The following is a 20,046-nucleotide window of genomic DNA, read 5'->3' as shown; positions in this document are numbered from 1 at the left end:
GATGAGGCACCGCAGGGTCGCCGACCTGATGACCCCGACAGCCGTCAGCGTCCAACGGGGCACCCCGTTCAAGGAAATCGCCAGGCTCCTCAAAGAGTTCGACATCTCCGCCGTGCCCGTGGTGGACGAGGCCGAACGTCCCGTGGGCGTCGTCTCCGAAGCCGACCTGCTCCGCAAGCGCAGCTCCGGCAGCGGCACGAACACGGCCGCCGATCTCATGACCAGCCCCGCCATCACAGCCCAGACCGAATGGAGCGTCGTCCGTGCTGCGCGAGTCATGCGGGGGCGCCAGGTCAAGAGACTGCCCGTGGTGGACGCCACCGGCCGACTGATCGGCATCCTGAGCCGCAGCGACCTGCTTCAGCTCTTCCTGCGCAGGGACCACGCGATCCAGGAGGAGATCCTCGAAGACGTGCTGACCCACACCCTCGGGCTCAGCCCGTCGTCGTTGACCGTCGAGGTCACCGACGGGCTGGTGACCCTCAGCGGCGCCGTGAGCAGACGCAGCCTGGTCCCCGTCGTGCTGCGCCTGTGCCAGAGCGTCGACGGCGTCGTCGACGTCGTCAACCGGCTCGAGTACGAGCAGGACGACGTGTCGGTCGGCGCACGAACGCCCACCGAGCGGTAGGAGAAGAGCATGAAGCATCGGGAAGTCCGCGAGCTGATGACCCGCGAGGTCGTCACCGTCCCCAACAACGCTCCGTTCAAGGAGATCGCCCGCACCCTGACGGAGCACAAGGTGTCGGCCGTTCCGGTCGTCGACTCTGCCGGCCGACCGCTCGGCGTGATCTCGGAAGGGGACCTGCTGCCGAAGTCGGCAGGCCAAAGCGACTACTTCCGGTCAGCTCCGGAACGGGAGGCCTGGCAGGAGGACAAGGCCTCGGGTACGCGCGCCGAGGAGCTGATGTCCTCGCCCCCCGTGTGCGCCAGACCGGACTGGACCGTAGCCGAAGCCGCCAGGTTGATGGAAGCCCAAGGAGTCAAGCGGCTCCTGGTCGTGGACGACTCGGACGTACTGATCGGAATCGTCAGCCGACGGGACCTGCTGCGGATCTTCCTCCGCGACGACGAGGACATCCGTCACGAGATCATGGGTGACGTGCTCGAACTCGGCGCGCGTCAGAGCCCCTCGGCCATCACCGTGGCCGTCACCGACGGCCGGGTGGAACTGCACGGAACCGTCGACTTCAAGAGCCTCATCCCGCTCATCGAACGCCTCTGCCGGACCGTGGACGGCGTGGTCTCCGTAACCCAGCATCTCGGATACGCCATCGATGACACGAACTCAGCCTGAAGAAACCGCTGCGCCGCCTCGACACGTGCGAAGACGAACTCCCTGACCCATGCGGGCCCCTGCCGAGAGAAGCCATCATGAACGATCGAATCGCCGCCGGCCTCGACGGATCCGCGGAAAGCCTCGCTGCCACCCACTGGGCGGCACGAGAGGCCCTGCTGCGCGGCGTGCCACTTCATCTCGTCCACGCCGAGGAATGGTCAGCTCCCCCGGGCCTCCCGGTGCCGACGAGCGATGTGCGCCACCACTGGGCCCAGGCAATGCTGAACGAGACGGCCGACGGACTGCGCGCGAGCCACCCCGAACTGGAGGTCGATGTCCGGTCCTTCGACGGCAGGCCGGCCGCCGAGCTCGCCGGCGTCGCGGCCGGCGCGAACATGATCGTCCTGGGCTCTCGGGGGCTGGGCACCGTCGCGGGCTTCGTCCTCGGTTCCGTCGGCATGGCGGTCATCCAGGCGACGGTGCGGCCGGTGGTCATGGTGCGGGCGAGCGAGGACGCGGCGCCGCACCCCGACGGCCGGCACGCGGCCCGTGAGCTGCTGGTGGGCGTTGACATCAGCCGGCCGTGTGATGCAGTGCTCGCCTTTGCCTTCGAGGAAGCAGCGCGGCGCGCATGCGCCCTCCACGTCCTGCACAGCTGGTCGCTGCCTCCCCTGGTCGGGTACGGCGCGGCGTACGATCCGAGGGTTCACGCCCAGCTCGAAATGAGCGCGGAGGCCTCGCTGCGGGATGTCCTGGTGCCCTGGCAGGAGAAGTACCCCGATGTCGGGGTCATCGCACGCGCGAGCGTCGGGCACGCCGCCACAGAACTCATCGGGATGGGCTCCGGGGCGGGTCTCATCGTCGTCGGCCGCCGCATCCGACGGAGCTCGATCGGCGCGCACATCGGACCGGTCACCCACGCGGTCCTCCACCACGCCAAGGCGCCGGTCGCCGTCATCGCACACGAATAGCCCCCCATGCGTGGTGCTGCGGCTCACCGCTCCGCGCAGATCGTCTCGACGAAGTGTCCCACCTGCACCTCGGACAGGTGCCTGGCGAGATCGGCCTCACTGATCATGCCGACGAGGCGGTGGTCCGCGATCACCGGGACACGCCGGATCCGGTGATCCTGCATCGCCTTCAGCACCTGGCTCGTGTCAGCATCCGCGTCGACCGTGATCGGCTTGCCCTGCGCCAGCTGTCCGGCTGTCATGTGGTGTGGGTCCTTGCCCTTGGCCAGGCACTTCAGCACGATGTCACGGTCGGTGATGATGCCGTGCAGACGGTCGTCGGGCCCGCAGATCGGCAGTGCGCCGACGTCCAGTTCGCTCATCCGCCGGGCCGCGTCCATAAGCGTCTCGGTCTCCTGTACGCAGGTGGCACCGCTGTGCATGACGTCCCGCGCGGTGGTCAGGGCTGCCTCCTCACATATGTCTCTTCCATGCCGTCTCCAGTCCGGGCTTGGGTCCAGCACCGCGCTCGTCGACGCGAGATCATGGGGACGTGGCTTCATCTGCGCCACGGGAACAAACGGAAGGCCTTGCGAGCGCTTGCCGGACGTCGGGCAGACCTGCAGGCCGCCTGACGTGACCGGCTCCGGTTGGTCAGGCCCCACTTTCGTGCACCGCACCGGAGACAGGCCAGTCGGTCTCCGGGCCGACCGGCCCCTCAACAGGAGGCCCTCGGGTAGTCAGTCTGAAGTTGACGGGAGAAGCGCCGACCCACGAAGAGGGAGATGGAGACCATGGCGAACCGAGTGACCGTCGGCCTCGACGGGTCCCCGGAAGGTGCGGCGGCCGCCCGCTGGGCAGCCCATGAGGCCGAGGTTCGCGGTGCCTCCCTGGACCTGGTCCACGCCGAGGAATGGCTGGAGAATCCTCCCCTTCCCGTCACGACCACCGAGGAACGTCGGCAGTGGGCCGCGGCCGTCCTCCGTGACACCGCCGATGAGACGCGCCGCGTACATCCTTCCCTGAAGATCGACACCCGCCTAGTGCGCGGGCTGCCTTCCCTGGCCCTCGCGCGCGCCGCCGAGGACTCCGACATGCTCGTACTCGGCTCGCGTGCGCTCGGCAGCATCAGGGGGTTCCTCGTCGGGTCCACCGGCGCCGCCACCCTCATCGAGGCCGTGCGCCCCATTGTGCTGGTCCGGTCCGTGGACCACGCGGGCAATCCGCCGGACAATACCCGCGACCGAGGGCCCATCGTGGTCGGTGTGGACATCCACCAGCCCAGTGACAAACTGCTCGCCTTCGCCTTCGAGGAGGCCTCCCACCGTCACTGCCCGCTCGTGATCATCCACGGCTGGTCACCACCGCCCATCCTCAGCTACGCACCGGCTCTCGACCCCGGGGTCCAGCAGGAAATGGCCCACGGCATCACCACCACACTGGACGAGATGATCAGCCCCTGGCACGAGAGGTACCCTTCACTGCAGGTCGACTCCCGGGCCAGCATCGGCCAGCCGGCGATTCAGATCCTCGACGCGGCTTCCACCGCCGCCCTTGTCGTCGTCGGCCGCCGTGTCCGCCACTCCGCGTTCGGCACTCACATCGGCCCCATCACACACGCCGTGATGCACCATGCCGTCGCGCCGGTCGCCGTCATCGCCCACGAGTGAAGCCGTACGGCGACGTCATGACTCTGGGCAGATACCTCGGGCCGTGGCCGCGGCGCCTGCCCGAACGGCTTCGACAGCACTCTGGTGCACGGTCCGACTGGCTCGTTCGCTACAGGACAGGGGGCTTCCGGTCATGGTGCACCACTCGGGGGCGCCCCCGTACTGCACCGCGATGTGGGCCTGTCCGTCCTTCCACGTGGTGCGTACGCCCACCTCGCCGGTGATGATCCCGGCCTCGTCGGTGCGGACGCCACCCGCCCCGGTGAACACTCCTGCGGTCGTCCACGTCGGTGTCATGTCCCGTGTCCTCCTCCGCGCTTCCCCCCCCCCCACACACACACACACACGGCCATGCTCCACCGGGCGGTAGGCGTGGTGCAGGGCTGATTGGCCCCCCGGCCAGGGCCGCACGGCCCAAACAGTCCGGCAGCTCGCGCGGCAGTCCGAGGCCCCCGGCAGGGAAACGGTTCAGGCGGCCCGAGACATGAACGTGTCTCGGGATACGGCCATGCACGACATGCGGCATTGCCCCGGCAGGACGTTGGTTGCGGCGAGCGTGCCCGTGCACGCGGCGTCGCCACTCTGCTCAGTCCGGTTCCATGTAGGGGCGGCGGAAAACCGGGGCTTGGCCGGAGCCGTACGGGCGTACGGCCGCCATCGCCTGGATGACCGCGGCCTCCAAGAGGCCGCCGGTGTCGATGGGGACGGCCTCCTCCCACGGCGGCTCTGCGGCTGCCATGGCCGTGGCCACCTCAGGAGTGGCGTCGGAATCCCCGGGGGCACGGGTGCGCAGGCGCGCTGCCGACACGTCTCCCGGAGCCTGGCAGTGCAGGGCCACCAGGTCGGAGCTGGTGCGTTCGGCCATGCGCAGGGCGGCTTCACGCTGTCCGGCATCGGACCAGGTGGCGTCGAGGACGACGGACTCACCCCGGGACAGGAGAGCGGAAGCCCGGTCGAGTAGCGCCGTGTACGTCCTCACGGTCCACTCGGGCGTGTACAGCCCTTCGCCGTAACCGGCGGCTGCGGATTCCTCCGCCGGCATGCCTGCCAGTTCCTTGCGGAGACGGTCGCTGCTGAGCAGCGTGACGCCCAGGCGATCGGCCAGTGCGCCGGAGAGCGTGGACTTACCGCTGCCCGGGAGGCCTCCGACGAGGGTCAGGCTGACAGCGGAGGTGCGCAGGTGACGCAGCGTCGTGCTGACCAGTCGCCGCGCTGCCGTCTCTGCGCCGCCGGCGCCTTGAGCTGCCTGGATCAGGGACACCTTGGCCCGGACGAACGCGCGGTAGGCGACGTAGTGGTGCCACAGGGACGGCGGTGCGGAGTCGCCGGAATGCTCGCCGTACTGGGCGAGGAAGAACGCCGCGGCCTCCGGGGCACCCGCCTGCTCCAGGTCCATGGCCAGGAAGGCCGCGTCGTCGAGACCGTCGACGGAGCGAAGGCGGTCGTCGAACTCCAGGCAGTCCAGGACGCGGGGGCCGTCGTCGAGACAGAAGATGTCCTGGGCGAGCAGGTCGCCGTGGCCGTCGACCACCCGCCCCTGCTCGATGCGTGTGTCGAACAGTTTCTCGCGGCCGACGAGATAGCGCCGCACCAAGCGCTCGATCTCCTCCACCCCGTCGAGCAGTTGGACGTCGTCGATCAGTCCCCTGACCTGCGTGAAACTCGCTTCCCAGCGCGCGGACAGCGCGTCCCGCCTGCCCTGCTCGTCGATGTCCGGGCCGCGGGGGGCATCCGCGTGACGGGAGGCGAGGAGGCGTGCAACGGTCCGCAGAGCGTCGTCGACGTCGGCGCCTTGGCTCACGAGCGAGGACAGGCGGCGTTCCGCCGGCATGCGGCGCATCACCACGACCGGTTCGGGCCTCTCCACGTCCGGGCTGCGGAATTCTCCCAGCCCCAGGTAGACGTCAGGGGCGAAGCGGCGGTTGAGAGCGACTTCCTGTTCGCACGCGGTCCGCCGGGCCGCCGTGGTCGTGTAGTCGAGGAACCCCAGGTCGACCGGCTTCTTGACCTTGTAGGCGCGGTCACCGACGAAGAACAGCACGGCCGTGTGCGTCTCGCACACCTCGGCCCGCGGAAGCGGCGGAACATCGAGGCCGACGCCGGTCCGGAGCACGGAAGCGTCGGCCCGGTGCGCCGAGACCGGCGGCTCCTCGGGGTGGCCCGGCTCAGTCATGGGGAATGACGGCGACGGGGCAGCGCGCGTGATGGATGGCGGCAGTGGCCACGGAACCCAATGGGGGCGCGAGGGCAGGGCGGTGCCTGCGGCGGCCGACAACCAGTAGTCCTGCACCCTCGGCGGCCCGGACAACGGCCTTCGTAGGGCTTTCAAGACCGACGCCGTCGACCACTTCCACGCTCGGGAACTTCTCGCGCCAGGGACGGAGGGCGTCGTTCAGGAGCTTCTGCGCGTCCTGCCTGATCTTCTCGGTCACGTCGTGGTCCACGCCCCAGGGAGCATGAGCGTGCAGGGGCACGCTTCGGCCGTGGACGGCTCGAAGGGGCACACCCCGTGCCGCGGCGGCAGCGAAGGAGAAGGCGAGCAGGTCGTCGCACGGACCGTGGAGTTTCAGCGCCACCACTACGCCGCCTGAGGCGCCTGGAGCGGACGACGTCCCCTCTTCCCACGTCCCGGCGCGTACCAGGACCACCGGCCGCTCGGCCCGTGCCACGACGGGCATGCTGATGTCACCCAGGAAATAGCTCTCGACGGGTTCAATCCCCCGCGAGCCGAGCACGGTCATCTCGGACTCCGCTGCCGCTCTGAGCAACGCCTCCTGGGCATCTTCGGCGACCAGATTGCCGACGATGGAGAGGCCCGGGTGACGCGCCTGGAGCTCGGCCTTCGCGTTGTGCACGATCCGCTTGGCCCAGTAGTTCTGATCCATCTCGGCAGGAAGGTGGGTCGGTTCCGGCACGAGCAGGGGCCACGCGTGAAGCAGCCGCAGCGTGAGTCTGCGGCGGGCGGCCTCGTCAGCGGCCCAACGGGCGGCGGCGAGGCTCTCGGGCGAGCCGTCGAGGCCCACGGTGACGACTGGCTCCATGCCGGCTGCTCCGTCTGGTAGATGGCTGGAATGGCGGTGAGGTATCCGTCCGGCCGACCCGGAGCCTGTCTCCCCGCGCTCGCGCCGCTAGCCGTGCAGCGACCGTATGCGGTACTTGACGAAGCAACTGCGCCAACGCGCCGAACACACGGCCGCATGTCATCCGAGCAGCACTCGATGCCTCCCCGCAGCCCAGGTGACGACGCCTTGCGGACCGAACGCAGGCCCGCGTGGAGCAACCGGTCATGCCTGGGCGGGATCAGCGGGTGCGCTCGATGTCCAGTTCCAGGAAGTGGGCCGAACAGGAGATGCACGGGTCGTGGTTGCGGACGGCCCGCTCGCACAGCCGGGTGAGCTCGGCCTCGGAGTCCTCACCCCGGTCGAGCCCGGCTTGGACCAGCCGACGCAGGTCCTCCTCGATGGCGCCCTGGTTCTGGGCGGTCGGCGGAACGATGCAGGCGTCGGTGACACGGCCCCCGCCGTCGAGCGCGTAGCGGTGGTAGAGCAGGCCGCGTGGCGCCTCCGTACCACCGTGCCCGGTGCCGACCCGGGCCGGCACCTCTGCGTACGGGCGGGCGGGACGTTCGTACGCCGCGATGATCCTGAGGGCCTCTTCCACCGCGTACAGGACTTCCACCGCACGGACCAGGATGCTTCGGTAAGGGTTCCTGCAGACCTCTCCCCGCCCGGCACCAGTGCGTGACGGGGGGTCGCCCAGCCCTGCCTCCCGTGCCGCTTCCAGGGCCAGCGGGGACAGCAGGTGGCCGCTGACCGCCCAGCGGGCGAGGGAGCCGGTAAGGTGCCTTCGGCCGTCCAGCCGTGAGTGGAGGGCTGTGGAGTGGGAGACCTGCTCCTCGGCCACGTGGTCGGAGAAGTCCCGCAGGGGGAAGCTGTACGGCGGCAGCGTCGCGTCGTACGGGAGCACGGTGGGGACGCCGGACTCGATGGCGTAGGTGCCGGTCTCGGCGAGGGCGAGCAGGTCGGCGTCGCACTCGGCGTCGGGGAATTCGAAGCCGGCGACCCAGCGCACCGTGTCCCAGGCGTCGTCGAGGGCGGTGCGCAGCCGTTCTTCCAGGGGGCGGAGCTCGGCGCGGGTAGGGGCGCGGTGGAAGCCGCCGAGCCGGACGTTGACGGGGTGGATGGCCCGGCCCCCGAGCAGTTCGACCACGGCGTTGCCGGCCTGCTTCAAACGCAGTCCGCGTTTGACGTGCTCCAGGTGGGAGCGGGACAGACCGATCACGTCGCCTTCGCCGAGGAAGTCCGGTGCGTGCAGCATGTGGATGTGCAGCGTCTGACTCTCGATCCATTCGCCGCAGTACAGCAGGCGGCGCAAGGCGGCCAGTTGTCCGTCGACGACAACGCCGCACGCGTCCTCGATGGCATGGCAGGCACTCATCTGATAGGCGACGGGACAGATCCCGCAGATGCGGGAGGTGAGATCGGGTGGTTCCGTGTGCGCTCTGCCCCGGAGGAAGGCTTCGAAGAACCGCGGAGGCTCGTAGATCTTGAGCCGCGCCTCGATGACGGTGCCGTCGTGGATCCTCAGGTGCAGCGCGGTCTCGCCCTCGACACGGGCGAGTGAGGGGATGCGGAGCTCCTGGGACCGGGGCGTGGGATCGCTCATCCGAGGCCTTCCGCGTCGGTCGTGCCGGGCTGCTCCTGCTCCTCCACGGCGGCGAAAGCGGTCACATTGAAGGTGTGCAGGAACCTGCCGATGTCCTCCTCGGTCATCCCGTCACGCTGCATGAGCGGGACCAGCGCGGGAAGGTTCGTGGTTCCGGCCGGCCCGAAACACCCGTAGCAGCCGCGCCCGTAGGTCGGGCACAGAGCCCCGCAGCCCGCGTGGGTGACGGGGCCGAGGCAGGGCGTGCCGTGGGCGACGGTGACGCAGACGTTGCCGCGCCGCTTGCAGGCGAAGCAGACGCTGTGGTTCGGGACGGCGGGTTTACGCCCGGCGAGGAACGCGGTGATGACCTCGACGAGCTGACCGCGGTCGATGGGGCAGCCGCGCAGTTCGAAGTCGACGGGTACGTGGGCGGAGATCGGCGTGGAGGTCGCGAGGGTCTCGATGTACTCGGGGCGGGCGTAGACGGTCGCCAGGTACGCGTCGACATCGGCGTAGTTCCGCAGTGCCTGCACGCCGCCCGCCGTTGCGCAGGCACCGATGGTGACGAGGTGGCGGGCATCGGCGCGGATGCGCCGGATGCGCTCCACGTGCTCGGGCGTGCTGACCGAGCCTTCGACCAGGACGAGGTCGTACGGGCCGGGCGCGGGCTCGCTGGACGCTTCCAGGAAGTGGGCGATCTCCAGTTCGGCGGCGATGCCGAGGAGTTCGTCCTCGCAGTCGAGGAGGGTGAGCTGGCAGCCGTCGCAGGAGGCGAACTTGAACACGCCGAGGCGGGGACGGGCAGGAGGCTGGGGTGTGGTGGAGGTGCTCATCTCACAGTTCCCGGACGGTGAGCAGGGGCTCGGCCTGGTCGTAGCCGACGACCGGGCCGTCGCGGCAAAGAAGCAGGGGCCCGAGCTGGCAGTGGCCGCAGTGGCCGGTGGCACAGCGCATGTTGCGTTCGAGTGAGACCTGGATACGGTCGGGACGTATCCCTTGGTGGATCAGCGCCCGTGCGGTCGCGCGCATCATCACCTCGGGACCGCAGACGAAGGCGACCGTGTCCGGCGGCGTGAACCGGGCCTCGCGGAGCAGCGTGGTGACGACGCCGACCCGGCCGGTCCAGCCGCTGGCGGGCCGGTCGACGGTGACGGCGGCGAACGGCTTCTCCCAGGCTGGGAACTCGTCTCCGTAGAGCAGATCGGCAGGGGTCCGGGCACCCGCGAGGACGTTCAGCTGCCCGAAGGCGTGGGGCTCGGCCAGAAAGGTGTCGACGAGGGGACGCAGCGGGGCGAGCCCGATGCCGCCGGCGATGACGAGCAGGTCGTTGCCGCGAGCGGCAGCCGTGTCCCAGGCGGTACCGAAGGGGCCGCGCACGCCGACCCACCCGCCGGTAGGCAGGCCGCACAATGCGCGGGAGACGGCCCCGACGGCCCGGACCGTGTGCGTCAGCCGGTCCCCGTCCGTGAGCCGGGACACGGACACCGGAATCTCGCCGACACCGAACGCGTAGAGCATCGCGAACTGGCCGGGTGCGAAGGAGTTCAGGGCGTCCCTGGCAGGCTCCAGTACGAGCGTGACCGTGTCGTGCGTCTCGTCGCGGCGGTCCACCACGCGATAGGAAAGCGGTGCGGGCGTCATGGTGCTGCTCCGCCCCCCTGCAGTCCCGGCGGTCCCGGCGGTCCGTAGAGGTCGAGCAACCGGGTGCGGGTGGCTCGCAGCCGGTCGCCGATGGTCTCGGCGACGGCGGTGACCAGCGACAGGCCCAGCGATGTGTCCTCGGCGCACAGGTCATGGACAGCCGCGGCATCGAACTCCCAGGCGCGGACGGGATCTTGTGTCTCGGCCGCGAGGTGCCACTGCCGGGGCGGGCACAGCCATGACCAGCCAAGAAGGCTGCCCGCGCCGATGGTCTCGACGACCGCTCGCCCCCGGCCGGGCATGTGGACGTCGAGCGCGACCGTGCCCGAGCGGATGATCCAGAAGCGGTCGGCCTTTTCTCCTTCCTCGAAGATCCGCGTGCCGCCTGGAAGGGCGACGTCCCGGGCGAGGGCCATGAGCTTCCCGCGCTGCTCCGCCGTCAGAGCGGCGAGCACACCCTCGCCGGGAGGCACACCCGGATGCGGGGTCACGGCGTGTTCTCCCGCTGCGCGGCTTCCTGGTGCAGGGCGTGGGCTTCCTCGGTGAGGTCGATGCCCGTGGGGCACCACACGATGCACCGGCCGCATCCGACACAACCCGAACTGTCGAACTGGTCGTGCCAGGTCCCCAGCTTGTGGGTGAGCCACTGGCGGTACCGGCTGCGCGGGGTGGACCGGACAGGACCGCCGTGGAGGAGCGAGAAGTCCAGGTCGTAGCAGGAGTCCCAGAGACGCCAGCGCTCGGCGTGATCGCCGGTCAGGTCGGTGACGTCCTCGGTGGTGGTGCAGAAGCAGGTGGGGCAGACCATGGTGCAGTTGCCGCAGCTGAGGCACCGGGCGGTGACGTCGTCCCAGCGCTCCGCTTCCAGGTTGTCCCGCATCAGCGTGCGCAGGTCCACCGGCGGCATGGAGCGGCCCATGCGTTCGGCGGCGGTGCTCACGGCCTGGGCCGCGGCCGCTCGGGTGGAGCCATCGGGAATCCGCCCCGGCACTTCCGCGAGGACCGCGGCTCCCTCCTCGCTCCCGCTCCGGCACAGGAAGCGGTGGCCGGCATCGTCCACGACCTCGGTGAGGGCGAGGTCGTACCCGGCGTCGGCGGCCGGCCCGCTCCCCATCGAGACGCAGAAGCAGGTGGCACCCGGCTCGGTGCACTCGGCCGCGATCAGGAAGGCGCTCGTCCGCCGGGACAGGTAGGTGGGATCCCGGTACCTGCCTCCGCTCATCACACGGTCCAGGATCTGAATGGCACGCAGATCGCAGGGCCGCACGCCGAGGAACGCGTACGAAATGCTCTCCCGCTCCTCCTCCCGGACGACCGGAGTGCCGTCCGGGCCGCGGTCCGCGGACCACTGACGGACGCGCTGCGGATGCAGGAACGACTTCCATGACTGGGGTCCCGCGCTGTGCGCGAAGGCCGCCCCGTCCTCGCGGCGACGGAGCCGGTACCGCCCCGCCTCCAGTTCGACCCCCCATCCGTAGGGGAGTGCGTCTGCGGAGTCCAGCTCGTCGAGGACGATCGCGCCGTCGCGCACGGTCGGGCCGATCACCGTGCGACCGCGCCGCTTCAGGACACGCACGAGCGCGTCCAGACCGTCGCGGTCGAGAACCGCCTCGTCGTGGTGGTCGAGGACGGCTCTGGCATCCGAAGCGTCGGTCATGGTGCACCTCTCGGTCTCCACGTGCCTAGATCCGGCAGCATGTCAGACCTGCGGGCTCCGGAGTTCGAACCCGGTCCGGCGAGTCCGCTCGCCGTGCGGCGGACGTCCGCCTCGATGCGCAGGGCCAGAAGCGGCAGGGCGGCCGCCACCGCCGGGGTGAGCCCCGTGCCCAGCGAGCGGTCCGCACCCTCGACCGCGTACACGATGAGACGGCCCGGGCCACGCCCGACGCGGTCGGCGAGGCACAGGGCCTCGGCGAGCCCCAGCCCGTGCGTGCTCTGCCTGCCTGCGGCGGCCGGGTGCGGCATCTCGCCCGGGGACACACACCACCGATGTGTTCGCCCGGGCTGAGCCGCAGGTGGGAAGCAGGCGTCGACGACGAAGGTGAGGGCCTTGCCTTCCCAGAGGCTGATCAGCCGGCCAGGGTCTCCCTGGCACTGTGCGAGCTCAGTGCCGGACGGGAGACGTAGCTGTGCTCTCCGTGCGCGCAACAACGCGATGGTGGCCCACCCCACCCCGTCATCGCGCCGGAACTCGTTCCCGATCCCGATGACCGCCGTACCGGCGAGAGGCTTCATGGGTACCCGCTTCCTCTTCGGGCGTCTCCAGTCACAGCCTGCCCTGCTCGCGGGACGAGGTCCTGTGCCACGGGGCAAACGGCGTACGGCCCGGTACCGAGTCGGGGACGGGGCCCCAATGACGGGTCGAGCAGCGCCGCAAGCCGTTCGACTTCGCCACGGTTCACGATCGGCTCGGCGTAGCCGACCACCACGACGCTCCAGCCGAGGTGCATGTCCAGCTGCTCCGTGGACCGAATCGGGTTCGAGACAGGGCCGTGGGCCGGTCTCCAGGCGGCTTCATGATCCACCCCACGGCCGGGGGTGTGGTGGCCGAGGAACTGAGCACCCCGACGGCACACTCGCCGAGGCTGCCCGGATCATGGCGCGCAAGCATGTGAAGCGCCTCCCCGTGGTGAACGGTGCGGGGATGCCGGAGGGGGGCGTCAGCCGGAGCGACCTGCCGCTGATGGGCCGCGCGGTCCGTGCCGTGGAAGGCGTGGTGGAGGTACGGATGGAACTGGAAGGGCAGCCCGCCGGAGCCTCCTGAGGCCTTCTACCGCCCCGACCCCTGAGGCGCGCCCAGGGTGCGTCCGCCCGCTCCGCTGAGACAATTCGTACGAGACATATGCAGAGCGGATCGACTACAGGGGCGTACATGTCCGACGCACCGGCGGCCTCTGATGAGGCCGCCATCCGAGTCTTTCTCCTGGACGACCACGAGGTCGTACGCCGCGGGCTGTACGACATGCTGGACGCGGAGCCGGACATCGAGGTCGTCGGTGAAGCCTCCACCGCCGAGCAGGCGCTGGCCCGCGGGCCGGCGCTGCGCCCGGACGTCGCCGTGCTCGACGTCCGGCTGCCCGACGGCGACGGGATCACCGTGTGCCGCGAGCTGCGCTCGCGCATGCCGGATCTCGCCTGCTTGATGCTGACCTCGTTCGATGACGAAGACGCGCTGCTCGACGCGATCATGGCTGGCGCGGCCGGCTACGTCCTCAAGCAGATCACCGGCTCCGACCTCGTCTCGGCCGTACGGACGGTGGCGACCGGGCAGTCGATGCTGGACCCGGCAACGACCGCCCGCCTCATGCACTCCCTGCGGGACCCGGAGACCGTCAGGGTCCCGGACGACGATCGGCTGTCCGCTCTCTCCGAGCGGGAACGCTCCGTACTCGAACTGATCGGCGAGGGCCTCACCAACGCGCAGATCGCCAAGCGGCTGTACCTGTCCGAGAAGACGGTCAAGAACCACATCTCGAGGCTGCTGGGCAAGCTGGGGGTGGAGCGCCGGGTGCAGGCCGCCGTCATCGCCACCCAGGTCCATGAACACGAGCCGGAGCGCGGCAAGGGCCGGAGTTGAGTGACTGCGGGGAGCACTTCACCCGGAAGGTGGGCAACGACCTCCGGCATCCAACGGGACCCGCCATTCCAGTTTCGTGCCCTGCCCGGTCGGCCCGTGCGCCGAAACGGAACGGGCGAGTGCCTCGTCCGCGGCATCGGCGGGTACGTCGGTGTCGATCAGGCCCTCCGATCCGCAGGGCCGGGGCGAAGCCGAGTACCTGGGCCGCCTCCTCCACTCCTTGAACGGCGGTGCGGAGCTGCAGCTTCGGCGGCACCCCGGGTGCCTCTCCAGAACCGACTGCAGCGGATCGCACAGCTGGGCCAGCCGGGCTTCGTCCGTGCTCACGCTTCGGTGTCCAGCCATCCGGTGTAGGGCTTGAGGGATTCCTGGAGGGACCGGACACCGGCGGCCCGTATATCGCCGTAGGCGGCTTGCTTCATCTGGAGGGCGAGATCCTCCATGGCGCGAGCGACCGCGAGTTCGTCGCCGATCTCCGGGACGTCGTTGTCCTGGGGTGCGCAGCGGGCGGTGCCGTGTCCCGTGAGCCTGTTCGTGCCCGTGTCGAGTTCCAGGCGTGCCTTCGTCGTGTGCTCCTCCTCGAAGAGGTAGAGACGGACCTTCCATTCGGCTGTGCGTGACATGGGAGCCTCCGGACAGGTTCAAGCGTTCGTACTAGGGCGAGTACGCCGGGCCCAGCGCCGGAGTTCGTCGGTGCCCCACACGAGGACCGGGAAGGTGGCGATGAGCGCGACGACGTCAAGGGAGAGGGCTGCGGTGCCGAACAGGTCTTGCAGCGGCGGCACGTAGACGAGTGCCGCGGTGAAGACCAGCTCGAAGGCGATGCCGGCCAGGAGCAGGCGGTTGGTGAAGGGGCCGATCTCGCGCAGAGCAGCGTGGTCGGTGCGCGCGGCCATCGCCGTGCCGATCTGACAGGTGACGATGCCGGCGAACGTGGCGGTGGTCGCGGTGACGTACGCGTGGTGGAGGGGGGTGCCGGGGCCGCTGGGGTCGCCGGGGTGCCAGCCCGCCCGCCACAGCACGTAGAAGAACGCGGTCATGACCAGGGCGGCGGACACCGTGCCGAGCCATCCCCAGCTCCGGACGAGCATGTCGCGGGAGATGACCCCCTGCGAGCTCGGCCGCGGCGGACGGCTCATGACGCCCGGCTCGGCCCGTTCCCGGCCGAGGGCGAGGGCGGGGAGGGTCTCGGTGCCGAGGTCGATGGCGAGGATCTGCAGGACGGTCAGCGGCAGGGGGACGGTGCCGGCCGAGAGAGCGAACACCAGGAAGGGAATGACCTCAGGGGTGGCGTGGGCGAAGATGTAGACGATGAACTTGCGGACGTTGTCGTAGACGCGGCGCCCGGACTCGATGGCGGCGACGATGGTGGCGAAATCGTCGTCGGTCAGCACCATCGTGGAGGCCTCGCGTGCCACGTCCGTGCCGGACCGTCCCATCGCGACCCCGATGTGCGCACGGTGAAGCGCGGGGGCGTCGTTGACGCCGTCGCCGGTCATGGCCACGATCTGCCCGTGGGCGCGCAGGGTGTCGGCCACGTGCAGCTTGGTCTCCGGTGAGGAGCGGGCGAAGACGACCTCGGCATCGCCGTGTGCCAGGAGCTGGTCGAGCTCCTGGTCGCCCACCGTCTCGGACTGGGCCACCACCGTGAGGCGCGGCACTCCGATCCCGACCTCCCGCGCGACGGCGGCTGCGGTGGCTCCGTTGTCACCAGTGACGATATGGACCCGAACGCCCGCGTCGTGACAGCGGCGGACGGCCTCCGCGACCTCGGGCCGCGGAGGGTCGTACAGGCCGACGAGCCCCAGAAGGCGCAGACCGCTCTCCGCGTCGTGGCGCCGCGCCGGTGTCGCGGCTCCCTTCGGCAGGTCACGCACGGCAACGGCCAGGACGCGCATGCCGTCGTGGGCAAGCCGGTCCGCGGCGACGAGCGCGGCGGCGGTGTCCCCGCCGTCGAGGGCGCCCACCACCGCCTCCGGCGCGCCTTTGACGATGACGTGGGCACCGTCCGGTTCCGCCTCCTGAACGACCGACATCAGGCGCAATCGCGGGTCGAAACGGAAGATGGCCTGGCGGTCAGCGTCCCGGCTGACCAGGTCGACGGGGGCGCCGTGGGCGCCGGCTCCTTCGACCAGGGCGATCTCGGTGGGGTCGCCGTGCAGGTGGCCCTCGGCATCCCGCGTGACCGTGGTGCACAGGGCGCCTGCACGGGCGAGTTCGCCTGCCCAGGGGCCTTTGCCCGTACCGTGTTCAGGTGTCCACACGGTCTGGAGCCGCATGCGGTTCCGGGTGAGGGTGCCGGTCTTGTCGGTGCAGATCACGTCGGTGGAGCCGAGAGTTTCCACGGCGCTCAGCCGCTTGACCACAGCCCCCTGGCGGGCGAGGGCCCGTACCCCGACGGCCAGGGCGAGGGTGATGGTCGGCAGCAGGCCCTCGGGCACGTTGGCGACCAGCAGGCCGATGGCGAAGATCAGTGAGTCGGTCAGCGGGAGTCCTACGGCTACGCCTGCCACGAGGAACATCGCGCCCATGGCGACCGCGACGGCGGCGATCAGCCAGGCGACCTTCTTGACCTGCCGCTCCAAGGGGCTGGGGTCGCGCTGGGTGCGCTGGCTGAGTGCCGCGATCCGCCCGAGTTCGGTGTGGTCGCCTGTGGCGAACACGATCGCCTGGGCCTGGCCCTCGGTGCAGGCGGTACCGCTGAAGACGAGGTTCGGCTCCTGGAGGAGCGGAGCCCCTGCGAGACCGGGGCCGGCGACGCGTTCGGCGGGGGCGGACTCCCCTGTCAGCATCGACAGGTCGACCTCGATGCCGCCATCGGTCAGGCGTGCGTCGGCAGGGACCTTGGCGCCCTCTTCGAGGACGATGAGGTCGCCCGGCACGAGCTCGCGCGACTCGACGGCCGACGGTTGGCCGTCGCGGATCACCCATGCGTGCTCGGGCAGATACCGGGCCAGGGTCTCCACTGCCTGCTCCGCCTGGCGCTCCTGCAGGAGCGCGAAGGCGGCGTTGAGGATGACCACGGCGACGATGGCCCAGCCGAGGACCGCTATGTCCGCCACGAAAGCCAGTGCGGCGGCCACCCAGAGCAGCATGGCCAGCGGGTGGACGAGCTGGCGAACGAGTTCGCGGCCCATGGAGGTACGGGCCTTGCGGCGGACCTCGTTGGGGCCGTAGACGGCGAGGCGGCGGGCCGCCTCGCGTGCGGACAGTCCATTCGGCCCGGTGCCGAGTTCGCGCCTCAGGAGCGGCAGCGGTTCGAGAGGGTCGGGGCTCAGTGGCAGCCCGTCGGCCGGGGATGGGGGCCGGGTGGCCGCCTCAGGCATCGCCAGGTCCCTGTTCGCGCCGCAGCCTGCCGGACCAGCGCGGCTCCACGGCCTCCCACTCGTGCTCCCACTGGGTCAGGCTGCGGGTCTCGACGGGAAACAGACGAAGGCGGACCACTGTTCCCGTGGCAAGGGCGAGCAGGCTGAAGGATCCGACTCCCGCGGCCGCGGCCGTGAGGGCGCGTTGAGCTTCGGACGACGGTCGCTGCGCTTCCCGGCCCGCGTCATCGACCCAGATCGTGGCCGTCCGGCCTGCCGGTGTGCCGAACGGGACGGAGATCGTGTCGGAGTGCCGGTGAGCGGCCGGGTACGCCCAGACGGCCGGAGCAACCGTCCGGGAGGCACCGGCGGAGCGGTTGGAGACCGCACGCTCCATGGCGCCGACCGTCGTCGCCTCGATCCGGTGCCGGTGGCGGGCCGTTACCCGGGCAGTGCGGCTTTCGGCGTCCCAGGCGGCCGTCGTGACGACGACGCCGCAGGACAGGGCCATCAGGAAGGAGAGCACGAAGGCGACGTTCCAGCGGCGCCGGGTCCGGTCGGCAGAACGGCGCAGCTCGTTCTGCCGTCCGCCGAACAGCCGACGTACCCGGCCGGCCCTCGCCGGGCGTGATCGCGTGGGCCCGTTTCCGGGTGTACCGGCCTCGGACACCGTGCACCTCCGCGCTCTGATCCTGCCCGGCCGCTCAGTGGGGAGGGGCGAGTTCGGCGCTGATGTGGTGGGCCCACGTCCGGATCCGCTCGGGATTGCGGAAGTCTCCTCCCTTCCCCGCGCGGACCATGGCCCGGGCGATGAACCCCGGCGTACTGGCGGTGACGCTGCCGCCGAAGGTGACGTGCTCGCGTGCACCGAGGCGCTTCATCTCCCGGGCCACGGAAGGCACCGGCGCGATGTCGTGCTGCTCGGCGGAACTGTCGACGGGGCCGCTGCTGAACAGGTAGACCGGGCGGTGCTGGAGGTAGTGCTCGTTGCGTTCGGCGCAGCGCTTGGCCTTGCCGCTCCAGTGCCCGGCGTACAGGGCGCCGCCGAGCACCACGGCGTCGTACCCGCGCACGTCGTCCACGTCGTCGGCGGGGACCACGACGGCGTCGAGGCCGTCCTCACGCAGGGTCCTGCCGATCTCGGAGGCGATTCCGGCGGTCGCACCGTGCTTGGTGCCGTAGGCGACCAGGACGCGCTTGGACGTCATGACGACTCTCCTATGCCGTCCGCCGTGGTGCGCTTGACGGGGATGCTGCGCCTGGACTCCTCGGGCGAGGCCGGCGTGGGCACGCGCACGGTGAGGATGCCGTCCTCGTACGCCGCCTCGACTTCGTCGGCGGGGATCGGCCCGGGCAGGCGCACGGCCCTCTGGAAGGAGCCGTAGCGGAACTCCGAGTGGTCCTTCTCCTCCGTGCTCTCGGTGTGCTCGGCACTCACGGTGAGGGTGTCCCCCTCAACCGTGATCTGGATGTCCTTGTCGGGGTCCATCCCGGGAAGCTCGGCGCGCAGCGTGTACCGACCCTCCTTGTTGGTCACCTCGATCGGGATCGGGAAGGTGTCGAACGACGACCGCCACAGCGGGAACCGGGGGAAGTCGGTACCGAACCATTCCCTGAAGTCGGGGAACGGGCTGCGCCTGCGCTCCAGGTGCGCTCCTGACATGGTGTGCTCCGTCCCGGCGCTCGGTCAGCGCCTTCATGTGTTGTCTTCCTTTACTGTCCCGAGGCGAACGGCTGCTCCGCTTGAGACCATCGGGTCCCGGATGGGGCCATTCGGCCCTCCCCGTACCGGCCCGGTTCGGCGGCGGCCACGTGCTGCTTGACCATGGCGAAGCTGTCCGGGGCGACGGGGGTGGAGTCGATCCCTGCCTTGACCAGGAACCCGGTGAAGACGGGGTCGTCGCTGGGGCGCTGACCGCAGAGACCGACGGGGCGGCCTGCGGCCTGGGCGCGGGGGGGACGAGGATCTCGATGCTCCGGGTGACCGCGGGGTCGGTCTCGTCGAAGACGCGGGCGAGGGCTTCGGAGTCGCGGCAGCAACGTCGCCGCCACCCGGCACGGCATCCCCGCCACCGGCACCATGGCCCACTCGTACATCGAGTGCTTCCCGAGCGAGGAGGACGCCTCCCGGGCCTTCGCCCGCATCCACCCGAGCCCGCTGACGTTCCTTGTCGACACCTGCGACACCGGACCCGGCGTCGCGACCGCCGACCGCGTTCTCGCCGAGCTCCGGCGCGGGCCGGGCTGCGCGATCCGGCTCGACAGCGTCGATCTGGGGAAACTCGCCGACCTTTCACGCCGTCTGCTCGACGCGGCGGGCCTGACCGACATACGCGTCATCGCCAGCGGCGGTCTGGACGAATACTCCGTCGCCGAAGTCGTGCCAGGTCCACGCGGTGTTCACGGCTGCACTCCGGCGACGGTGTCCACGACGGCGGTGAGGTCGATGTGAACGACATCCGCGCCGCGAGCCCGGAGGTTCGCTGCGGCAGACGTGACGCCGGTCCGGTCGAGGCCGATCACCAGACCGAAGTGGCCGCGTCGGCCAGGGAGTCTTCGGGCATGGCTGCGTCGACGGGGTCCACACGCACCCGGCGTACCGCTCCGAGGAACAGGGCGGGGTCCGGCTTGCCCGCCAGGTTCATCCGGTCGGCATCAGTCCCGTCCACGAGCACGTCGACCAGGGGGCGATTGCGGCCGACTCCAGCAAAGGGCGGGCATGTCTGGATGCCGAGACGGCGGCGTATCGCATCCCCTGGGCGCGCAGCGCTTCGAGTGCGGGCCGGACCTCGTCGAACGTCTCGACGAGGTCCGGCTTCGAGCGCTTCCGTGAACGCGTGCTCCTTTCGGGCGGCGACCGCCCATGCCGTGCTGCACCCCGGCGGATCCGTGGCGCTGCCCCGCGGCAACTCCATGCCGCGCGCTCAGAAGGGCGAGAGCTCCATCGAGACGGGATTTCCCGTCCACCAGCTCCAGATAC

General features: G+C 70.4%; 21 protein-coding genes and 1 pseudogene. 7 read left to right on the top strand and 15 right to left on the bottom strand.

Annotated features, from left to right (window positions below; all coding sequences use genetic code 11):
• The first annotated feature begins 1 nt into the window (after window position 1).
• The 3 genes from ACFYYJ_RS06575 (at window position 2) to ACFYYJ_RS06565 (ending at window position 2,247) form a co-directional block, all read left to right on the top strand.
• Window positions 2-628 (top strand): CBS domain-containing protein, encoded by a 627-nt coding sequence (locus tag ACFYYJ_RS06575; RefSeq protein ID WP_389129202.1) that lies wholly within the window; start codon window positions 2-4, stop codon window positions 626-628.
• A gap of 9 nt (window positions 629-637) precedes the next feature.
• Window positions 638-1,294: a CBS domain-containing protein gene (locus tag ACFYYJ_RS06570; RefSeq protein ID WP_385129566.1), complete on the top strand. Its 657-nt coding sequence runs from the start codon at window positions 638-640 to the stop codon at window positions 1,292-1,294.
• A gap of 77 nt (window positions 1,295-1,371) precedes the next feature.
• Window positions 1,372-2,247 carry a universal stress protein gene (locus ACFYYJ_RS06565; protein WP_389129198.1) on the top strand — a complete coding sequence of 292 codons (876 nt, stop codon included), beginning with the start codon at window positions 1,372-1,374 and terminating at the stop codon, window positions 2,245-2,247.
• A 23-nt stretch (window positions 2,248-2,270) separates the two neighbouring features.
• Here the strand turns inward: ACFYYJ_RS06565 and ACFYYJ_RS06560 are convergent, their stop codons facing one another.
• The gene (locus ACFYYJ_RS06560; RefSeq protein ID WP_389130474.1) at window positions 2,271-2,789 is read right to left on the bottom strand and encodes a CBS domain-containing protein; all 519 of its coding nucleotides are present in this window, start codon (window positions 2,787-2,789) and stop codon (window positions 2,271-2,273) included.
• 231 nt (window positions 2,790-3,020) lie between these two features.
• Here ACFYYJ_RS06560 and ACFYYJ_RS06555 point away from each other — a divergent pair, with 231 nt between their 5' ends.
• Window positions 3,021-3,896 (top strand): universal stress protein, encoded by an 876-nt coding sequence (locus ACFYYJ_RS06555; RefSeq protein WP_389129196.1) that lies wholly within the window; start codon window positions 3,021-3,023, stop codon window positions 3,894-3,896.
• 586 nt (window positions 3,897-4,482) lie between these two features.
• On the opposite strand, the gene ACFYYJ_RS06550 is transcribed toward ACFYYJ_RS06555, so the two are convergent.
• The 8 genes from ACFYYJ_RS06550 to ACFYYJ_RS06515 form a co-directional block, all read right to left on the bottom strand.
• Window positions 4,483-5,958, bottom strand: coding sequence for an AAA family ATPase (locus tag ACFYYJ_RS06550; RefSeq protein WP_389130470.1), 1,476 nt, complete (start codon window positions 5,956-5,958; stop codon window positions 4,483-4,485).
• 103 nt (window positions 5,959-6,061) lie between these two features.
• The gene (locus ACFYYJ_RS06545; protein WP_389129193.1) at window positions 6,062-6,937 is read right to left on the bottom strand and encodes a universal stress protein; all 876 of its coding nucleotides are present in this window, start codon (window positions 6,935-6,937) and stop codon (window positions 6,062-6,064) included.
• Window positions 6,938-7,196: 259 nt separating this feature from the next.
• Window positions 7,197-8,561 (bottom strand): Ni/Fe hydrogenase subunit alpha, encoded by a 1,365-nt coding sequence (locus ACFYYJ_RS06540; protein ID WP_385124606.1) that lies wholly within the window; start codon window positions 8,559-8,561, stop codon window positions 7,197-7,199.
• Complete coding sequence (locus ACFYYJ_RS06535; RefSeq protein ID WP_389129191.1) at window positions 8,558-9,376, bottom strand: oxidoreductase; 819 nt, start codon at window positions 9,374-9,376, stop codon at window positions 8,558-8,560. The genes ACFYYJ_RS06540 and ACFYYJ_RS06535 overlap by 4 nt, the downstream gene beginning before the upstream one ends.
• A 1-nt stretch (window position 9,377) precedes the next feature.
• Window positions 9,378-10,184 carry an FAD/NAD(P)-binding protein gene (locus tag ACFYYJ_RS06530; protein ID WP_389129189.1) on the bottom strand — a complete coding sequence of 269 codons (807 nt, stop codon included), beginning with the start codon at window positions 10,182-10,184 and terminating at the stop codon, window positions 9,378-9,380.
• Window positions 10,181-10,675, bottom strand: coding sequence for a cyclic nucleotide-binding domain-containing protein (locus tag ACFYYJ_RS06525; protein WP_389129187.1), 495 nt, complete (start codon window positions 10,673-10,675; stop codon window positions 10,181-10,183). Before ACFYYJ_RS06525 ends, ACFYYJ_RS06530 begins: the two co-directional genes overlap by 4 nt.
• The gene (locus ACFYYJ_RS06520) at window positions 10,672-11,841 is read right to left on the bottom strand and encodes a 4Fe-4S dicluster domain-containing protein (RefSeq protein WP_389129185.1); all 1,170 of its coding nucleotides are present in this window, start codon (window positions 11,839-11,841) and stop codon (window positions 10,672-10,674) included. The genes ACFYYJ_RS06525 and ACFYYJ_RS06520 overlap by 4 nt, the downstream gene beginning before the upstream one ends.
• Window positions 11,838-12,419: a hydrogenase maturation protease gene (locus tag ACFYYJ_RS06515; RefSeq protein ID WP_385124596.1), complete on the bottom strand. Its 582-nt coding sequence runs from the start codon at window positions 12,417-12,419 to the stop codon at window positions 11,838-11,840. Before ACFYYJ_RS06515 ends, ACFYYJ_RS06520 begins: the two co-directional genes overlap by 4 nt.
• On the opposite strand from ACFYYJ_RS06515, the gene ACFYYJ_RS06510 reads away from it, so the two are divergent.
• A complete protein-coding gene (locus ACFYYJ_RS06510; RefSeq protein ID WP_389129181.1) occupies window positions 12,340-12,948 on the top strand; it encodes a CBS domain-containing protein in 609 nt (202 codons plus the stop codon). The two genes, ACFYYJ_RS06515 and ACFYYJ_RS06510, sit on opposite strands and share 80 nt — an antisense overlap.
• A gap of 108 nt (window positions 12,949-13,056) precedes the next feature.
• A complete protein-coding gene (locus ACFYYJ_RS06505; protein ID WP_389129178.1) occupies window positions 13,057-13,761 on the top strand; it encodes a response regulator in 705 nt (234 codons plus the stop codon).
• Window positions 13,762-14,084: 323 nt separating this feature from the next.
• On the opposite strand, the gene ACFYYJ_RS06500 is transcribed toward ACFYYJ_RS06505, so the two are convergent.
• From ACFYYJ_RS06500 to ACFYYJ_RS06480, 5 genes are all read right to left on the bottom strand, one after another.
• The gene (locus ACFYYJ_RS06500) at window positions 14,085-14,384 is read right to left on the bottom strand and encodes a DUF1876 domain-containing protein (RefSeq protein ID WP_389129176.1); all 300 of its coding nucleotides are present in this window, start codon (window positions 14,382-14,384) and stop codon (window positions 14,085-14,087) included.
• Between the two features lie 18 nt (window positions 14,385-14,402).
• A complete protein-coding gene (locus tag ACFYYJ_RS06495; protein WP_389129173.1) occupies window positions 14,403-17,087 on the bottom strand; it encodes a cation-translocating P-type ATPase in 2,685 nt (894 codons plus the stop codon).
• Window positions 17,080-17,592, bottom strand: coding sequence for a hypothetical protein (locus ACFYYJ_RS06490; RefSeq protein WP_389129170.1), 513 nt, complete (start codon window positions 17,590-17,592; stop codon window positions 17,080-17,082). Before ACFYYJ_RS06490 ends, ACFYYJ_RS06495 begins: the two co-directional genes overlap by 8 nt.
• Window positions 17,593-17,770: 178 nt before the next feature.
• Window positions 17,771-18,274, bottom strand: a complete 504-nt coding sequence (locus ACFYYJ_RS06485; RefSeq protein WP_389129167.1) for a flavodoxin domain-containing protein — start codon at window positions 18,272-18,274, stop codon at window positions 17,771-17,773.
• Complete coding sequence (locus ACFYYJ_RS06480; RefSeq protein WP_389129165.1) at window positions 18,271-18,729, bottom strand: Hsp20/alpha crystallin family protein; 459 nt, start codon at window positions 18,727-18,729, stop codon at window positions 18,271-18,273. Before ACFYYJ_RS06480 ends, ACFYYJ_RS06485 begins: the two co-directional genes overlap by 4 nt.
• A 372-nt stretch (window positions 18,730-19,101) precedes the next feature.
• Here ACFYYJ_RS06480 and ACFYYJ_RS06475 point away from each other — a divergent pair.
• A pseudogene (locus tag ACFYYJ_RS06475) lies at window positions 19,102-19,449 on the top strand (nicotinate phosphoribosyltransferase); the annotation flags it as partial.
• A 136-nt stretch (window positions 19,450-19,585) separates the two neighbouring features.
• Here ACFYYJ_RS06475 and ACFYYJ_RS06470 read toward each other — a convergent pair.
• The gene (locus ACFYYJ_RS06470; RefSeq protein WP_389129162.1) at window positions 19,586-19,741 is read right to left on the bottom strand and encodes a hypothetical protein; all 156 of its coding nucleotides are present in this window, start codon (window positions 19,739-19,741) and stop codon (window positions 19,586-19,588) included.
• Window positions 19,742-20,046: the final 305 nt, after the last annotated feature.

The organism is Streptomyces sp. NPDC002467, assembly GCF_042889825.1.
Classification (GTDB): Bacteria; Actinomycetota; Actinomycetes; order Streptomycetales; family Streptomycetaceae; genus Streptomyces.
The sequence above is the reverse complement of the archived record's forward strand: the minus strand, read 5'-3'. Positions and strand labels throughout refer to the sequence as shown.

What these genes read in the sequence shown, in the direction of transcription:
- ACFYYJ_RS06480 (WP_389129165.1), bottom strand. Translation starts at nt 18,729, where the DNA reads ATGTCAGGAGCGCACCTGGAGCGCAGGCGCAGCCCGTTCCCCGACTTC.
- ACFYYJ_RS06560 (WP_389130474.1), bottom strand. Translation starts at nt 2,789, where the DNA reads ATGAAGCCACGTCCCCATGATCTCGCGTCGACGAGCGCGGTGCTGGAC.
- ACFYYJ_RS06520 (WP_389129185.1), bottom strand. Translation starts at nt 11,841, where the DNA reads ATGACCGACGCTTCGGATGCCAGAGCCGTCCTCGACCACCACGACGAG.
- ACFYYJ_RS06570 (WP_385129566.1), top strand. Translation starts at nt 638, where the DNA reads ATGAAGCATCGGGAAGTCCGCGAGCTGATGACCCGCGAGGTCGTCACC.
- ACFYYJ_RS06530 (WP_389129189.1), bottom strand. Translation starts at nt 10,184, where the DNA reads ATGACGCCCGCACCGCTTTCCTATCGCGTGGTGGACCGCCGCGACGAG.
- ACFYYJ_RS06565 (WP_389129198.1), top strand. Translation starts at nt 1,372, where the DNA reads ATGAACGATCGAATCGCCGCCGGCCTCGACGGATCCGCGGAAAGCCTC.
- ACFYYJ_RS06575 (WP_389129202.1), top strand. Translation starts at nt 2, where the DNA reads ATGAGGCACCGCAGGGTCGCCGACCTGATGACCCCGACAGCCGTCAGC.
- ACFYYJ_RS06495 (WP_389129173.1), bottom strand. Translation starts at nt 17,087, where the DNA reads ATGCCTGAGGCGGCCACCCGGCCCCCATCCCCGGCCGACGGGCTGCCA.
- ACFYYJ_RS06500 (WP_389129176.1), bottom strand. Translation starts at nt 14,384, where the DNA reads ATGTCACGCACAGCCGAATGGAAGGTCCGTCTCTACCTCTTCGAGGAG.
- ACFYYJ_RS06545 (WP_389129193.1), bottom strand. Translation starts at nt 6,937, where the DNA reads ATGGAGCCAGTCGTCACCGTGGGCCTCGACGGCTCGCCCGAGAGCCTC.
- ACFYYJ_RS06510 (WP_389129181.1), top strand. Translation starts at nt 12,340, where the DNA reads ATGGTGGCCCACCCCACCCCGTCATCGCGCCGGAACTCGTTCCCGATC.
- ACFYYJ_RS06540 (WP_385124606.1), bottom strand. Translation starts at nt 8,561, where the DNA reads ATGAGCGATCCCACGCCCCGGTCCCAGGAGCTCCGCATCCCCTCACTC.
- ACFYYJ_RS06555 (WP_389129196.1), top strand. Translation starts at nt 3,021, where the DNA reads ATGGCGAACCGAGTGACCGTCGGCCTCGACGGGTCCCCGGAAGGTGCG.
- ACFYYJ_RS06535 (WP_389129191.1), bottom strand. Translation starts at nt 9,376, where the DNA reads ATGAGCACCTCCACCACACCCCAGCCTCCTGCCCGTCCCCGCCTCGGC.
- ACFYYJ_RS06505 (WP_389129178.1), top strand. Translation starts at nt 13,057, where the DNA reads ATGTCCGACGCACCGGCGGCCTCTGATGAGGCCGCCATCCGAGTCTTT.
- ACFYYJ_RS06515 (WP_385124596.1), bottom strand. Translation starts at nt 12,419, where the DNA reads ATGAAGCCTCTCGCCGGTACGGCGGTCATCGGGATCGGGAACGAGTTC.
- ACFYYJ_RS06485 (WP_389129167.1), bottom strand. Translation starts at nt 18,274, where the DNA reads ATGACGTCCAAGCGCGTCCTGGTCGCCTACGGCACCAAGCACGGTGCG.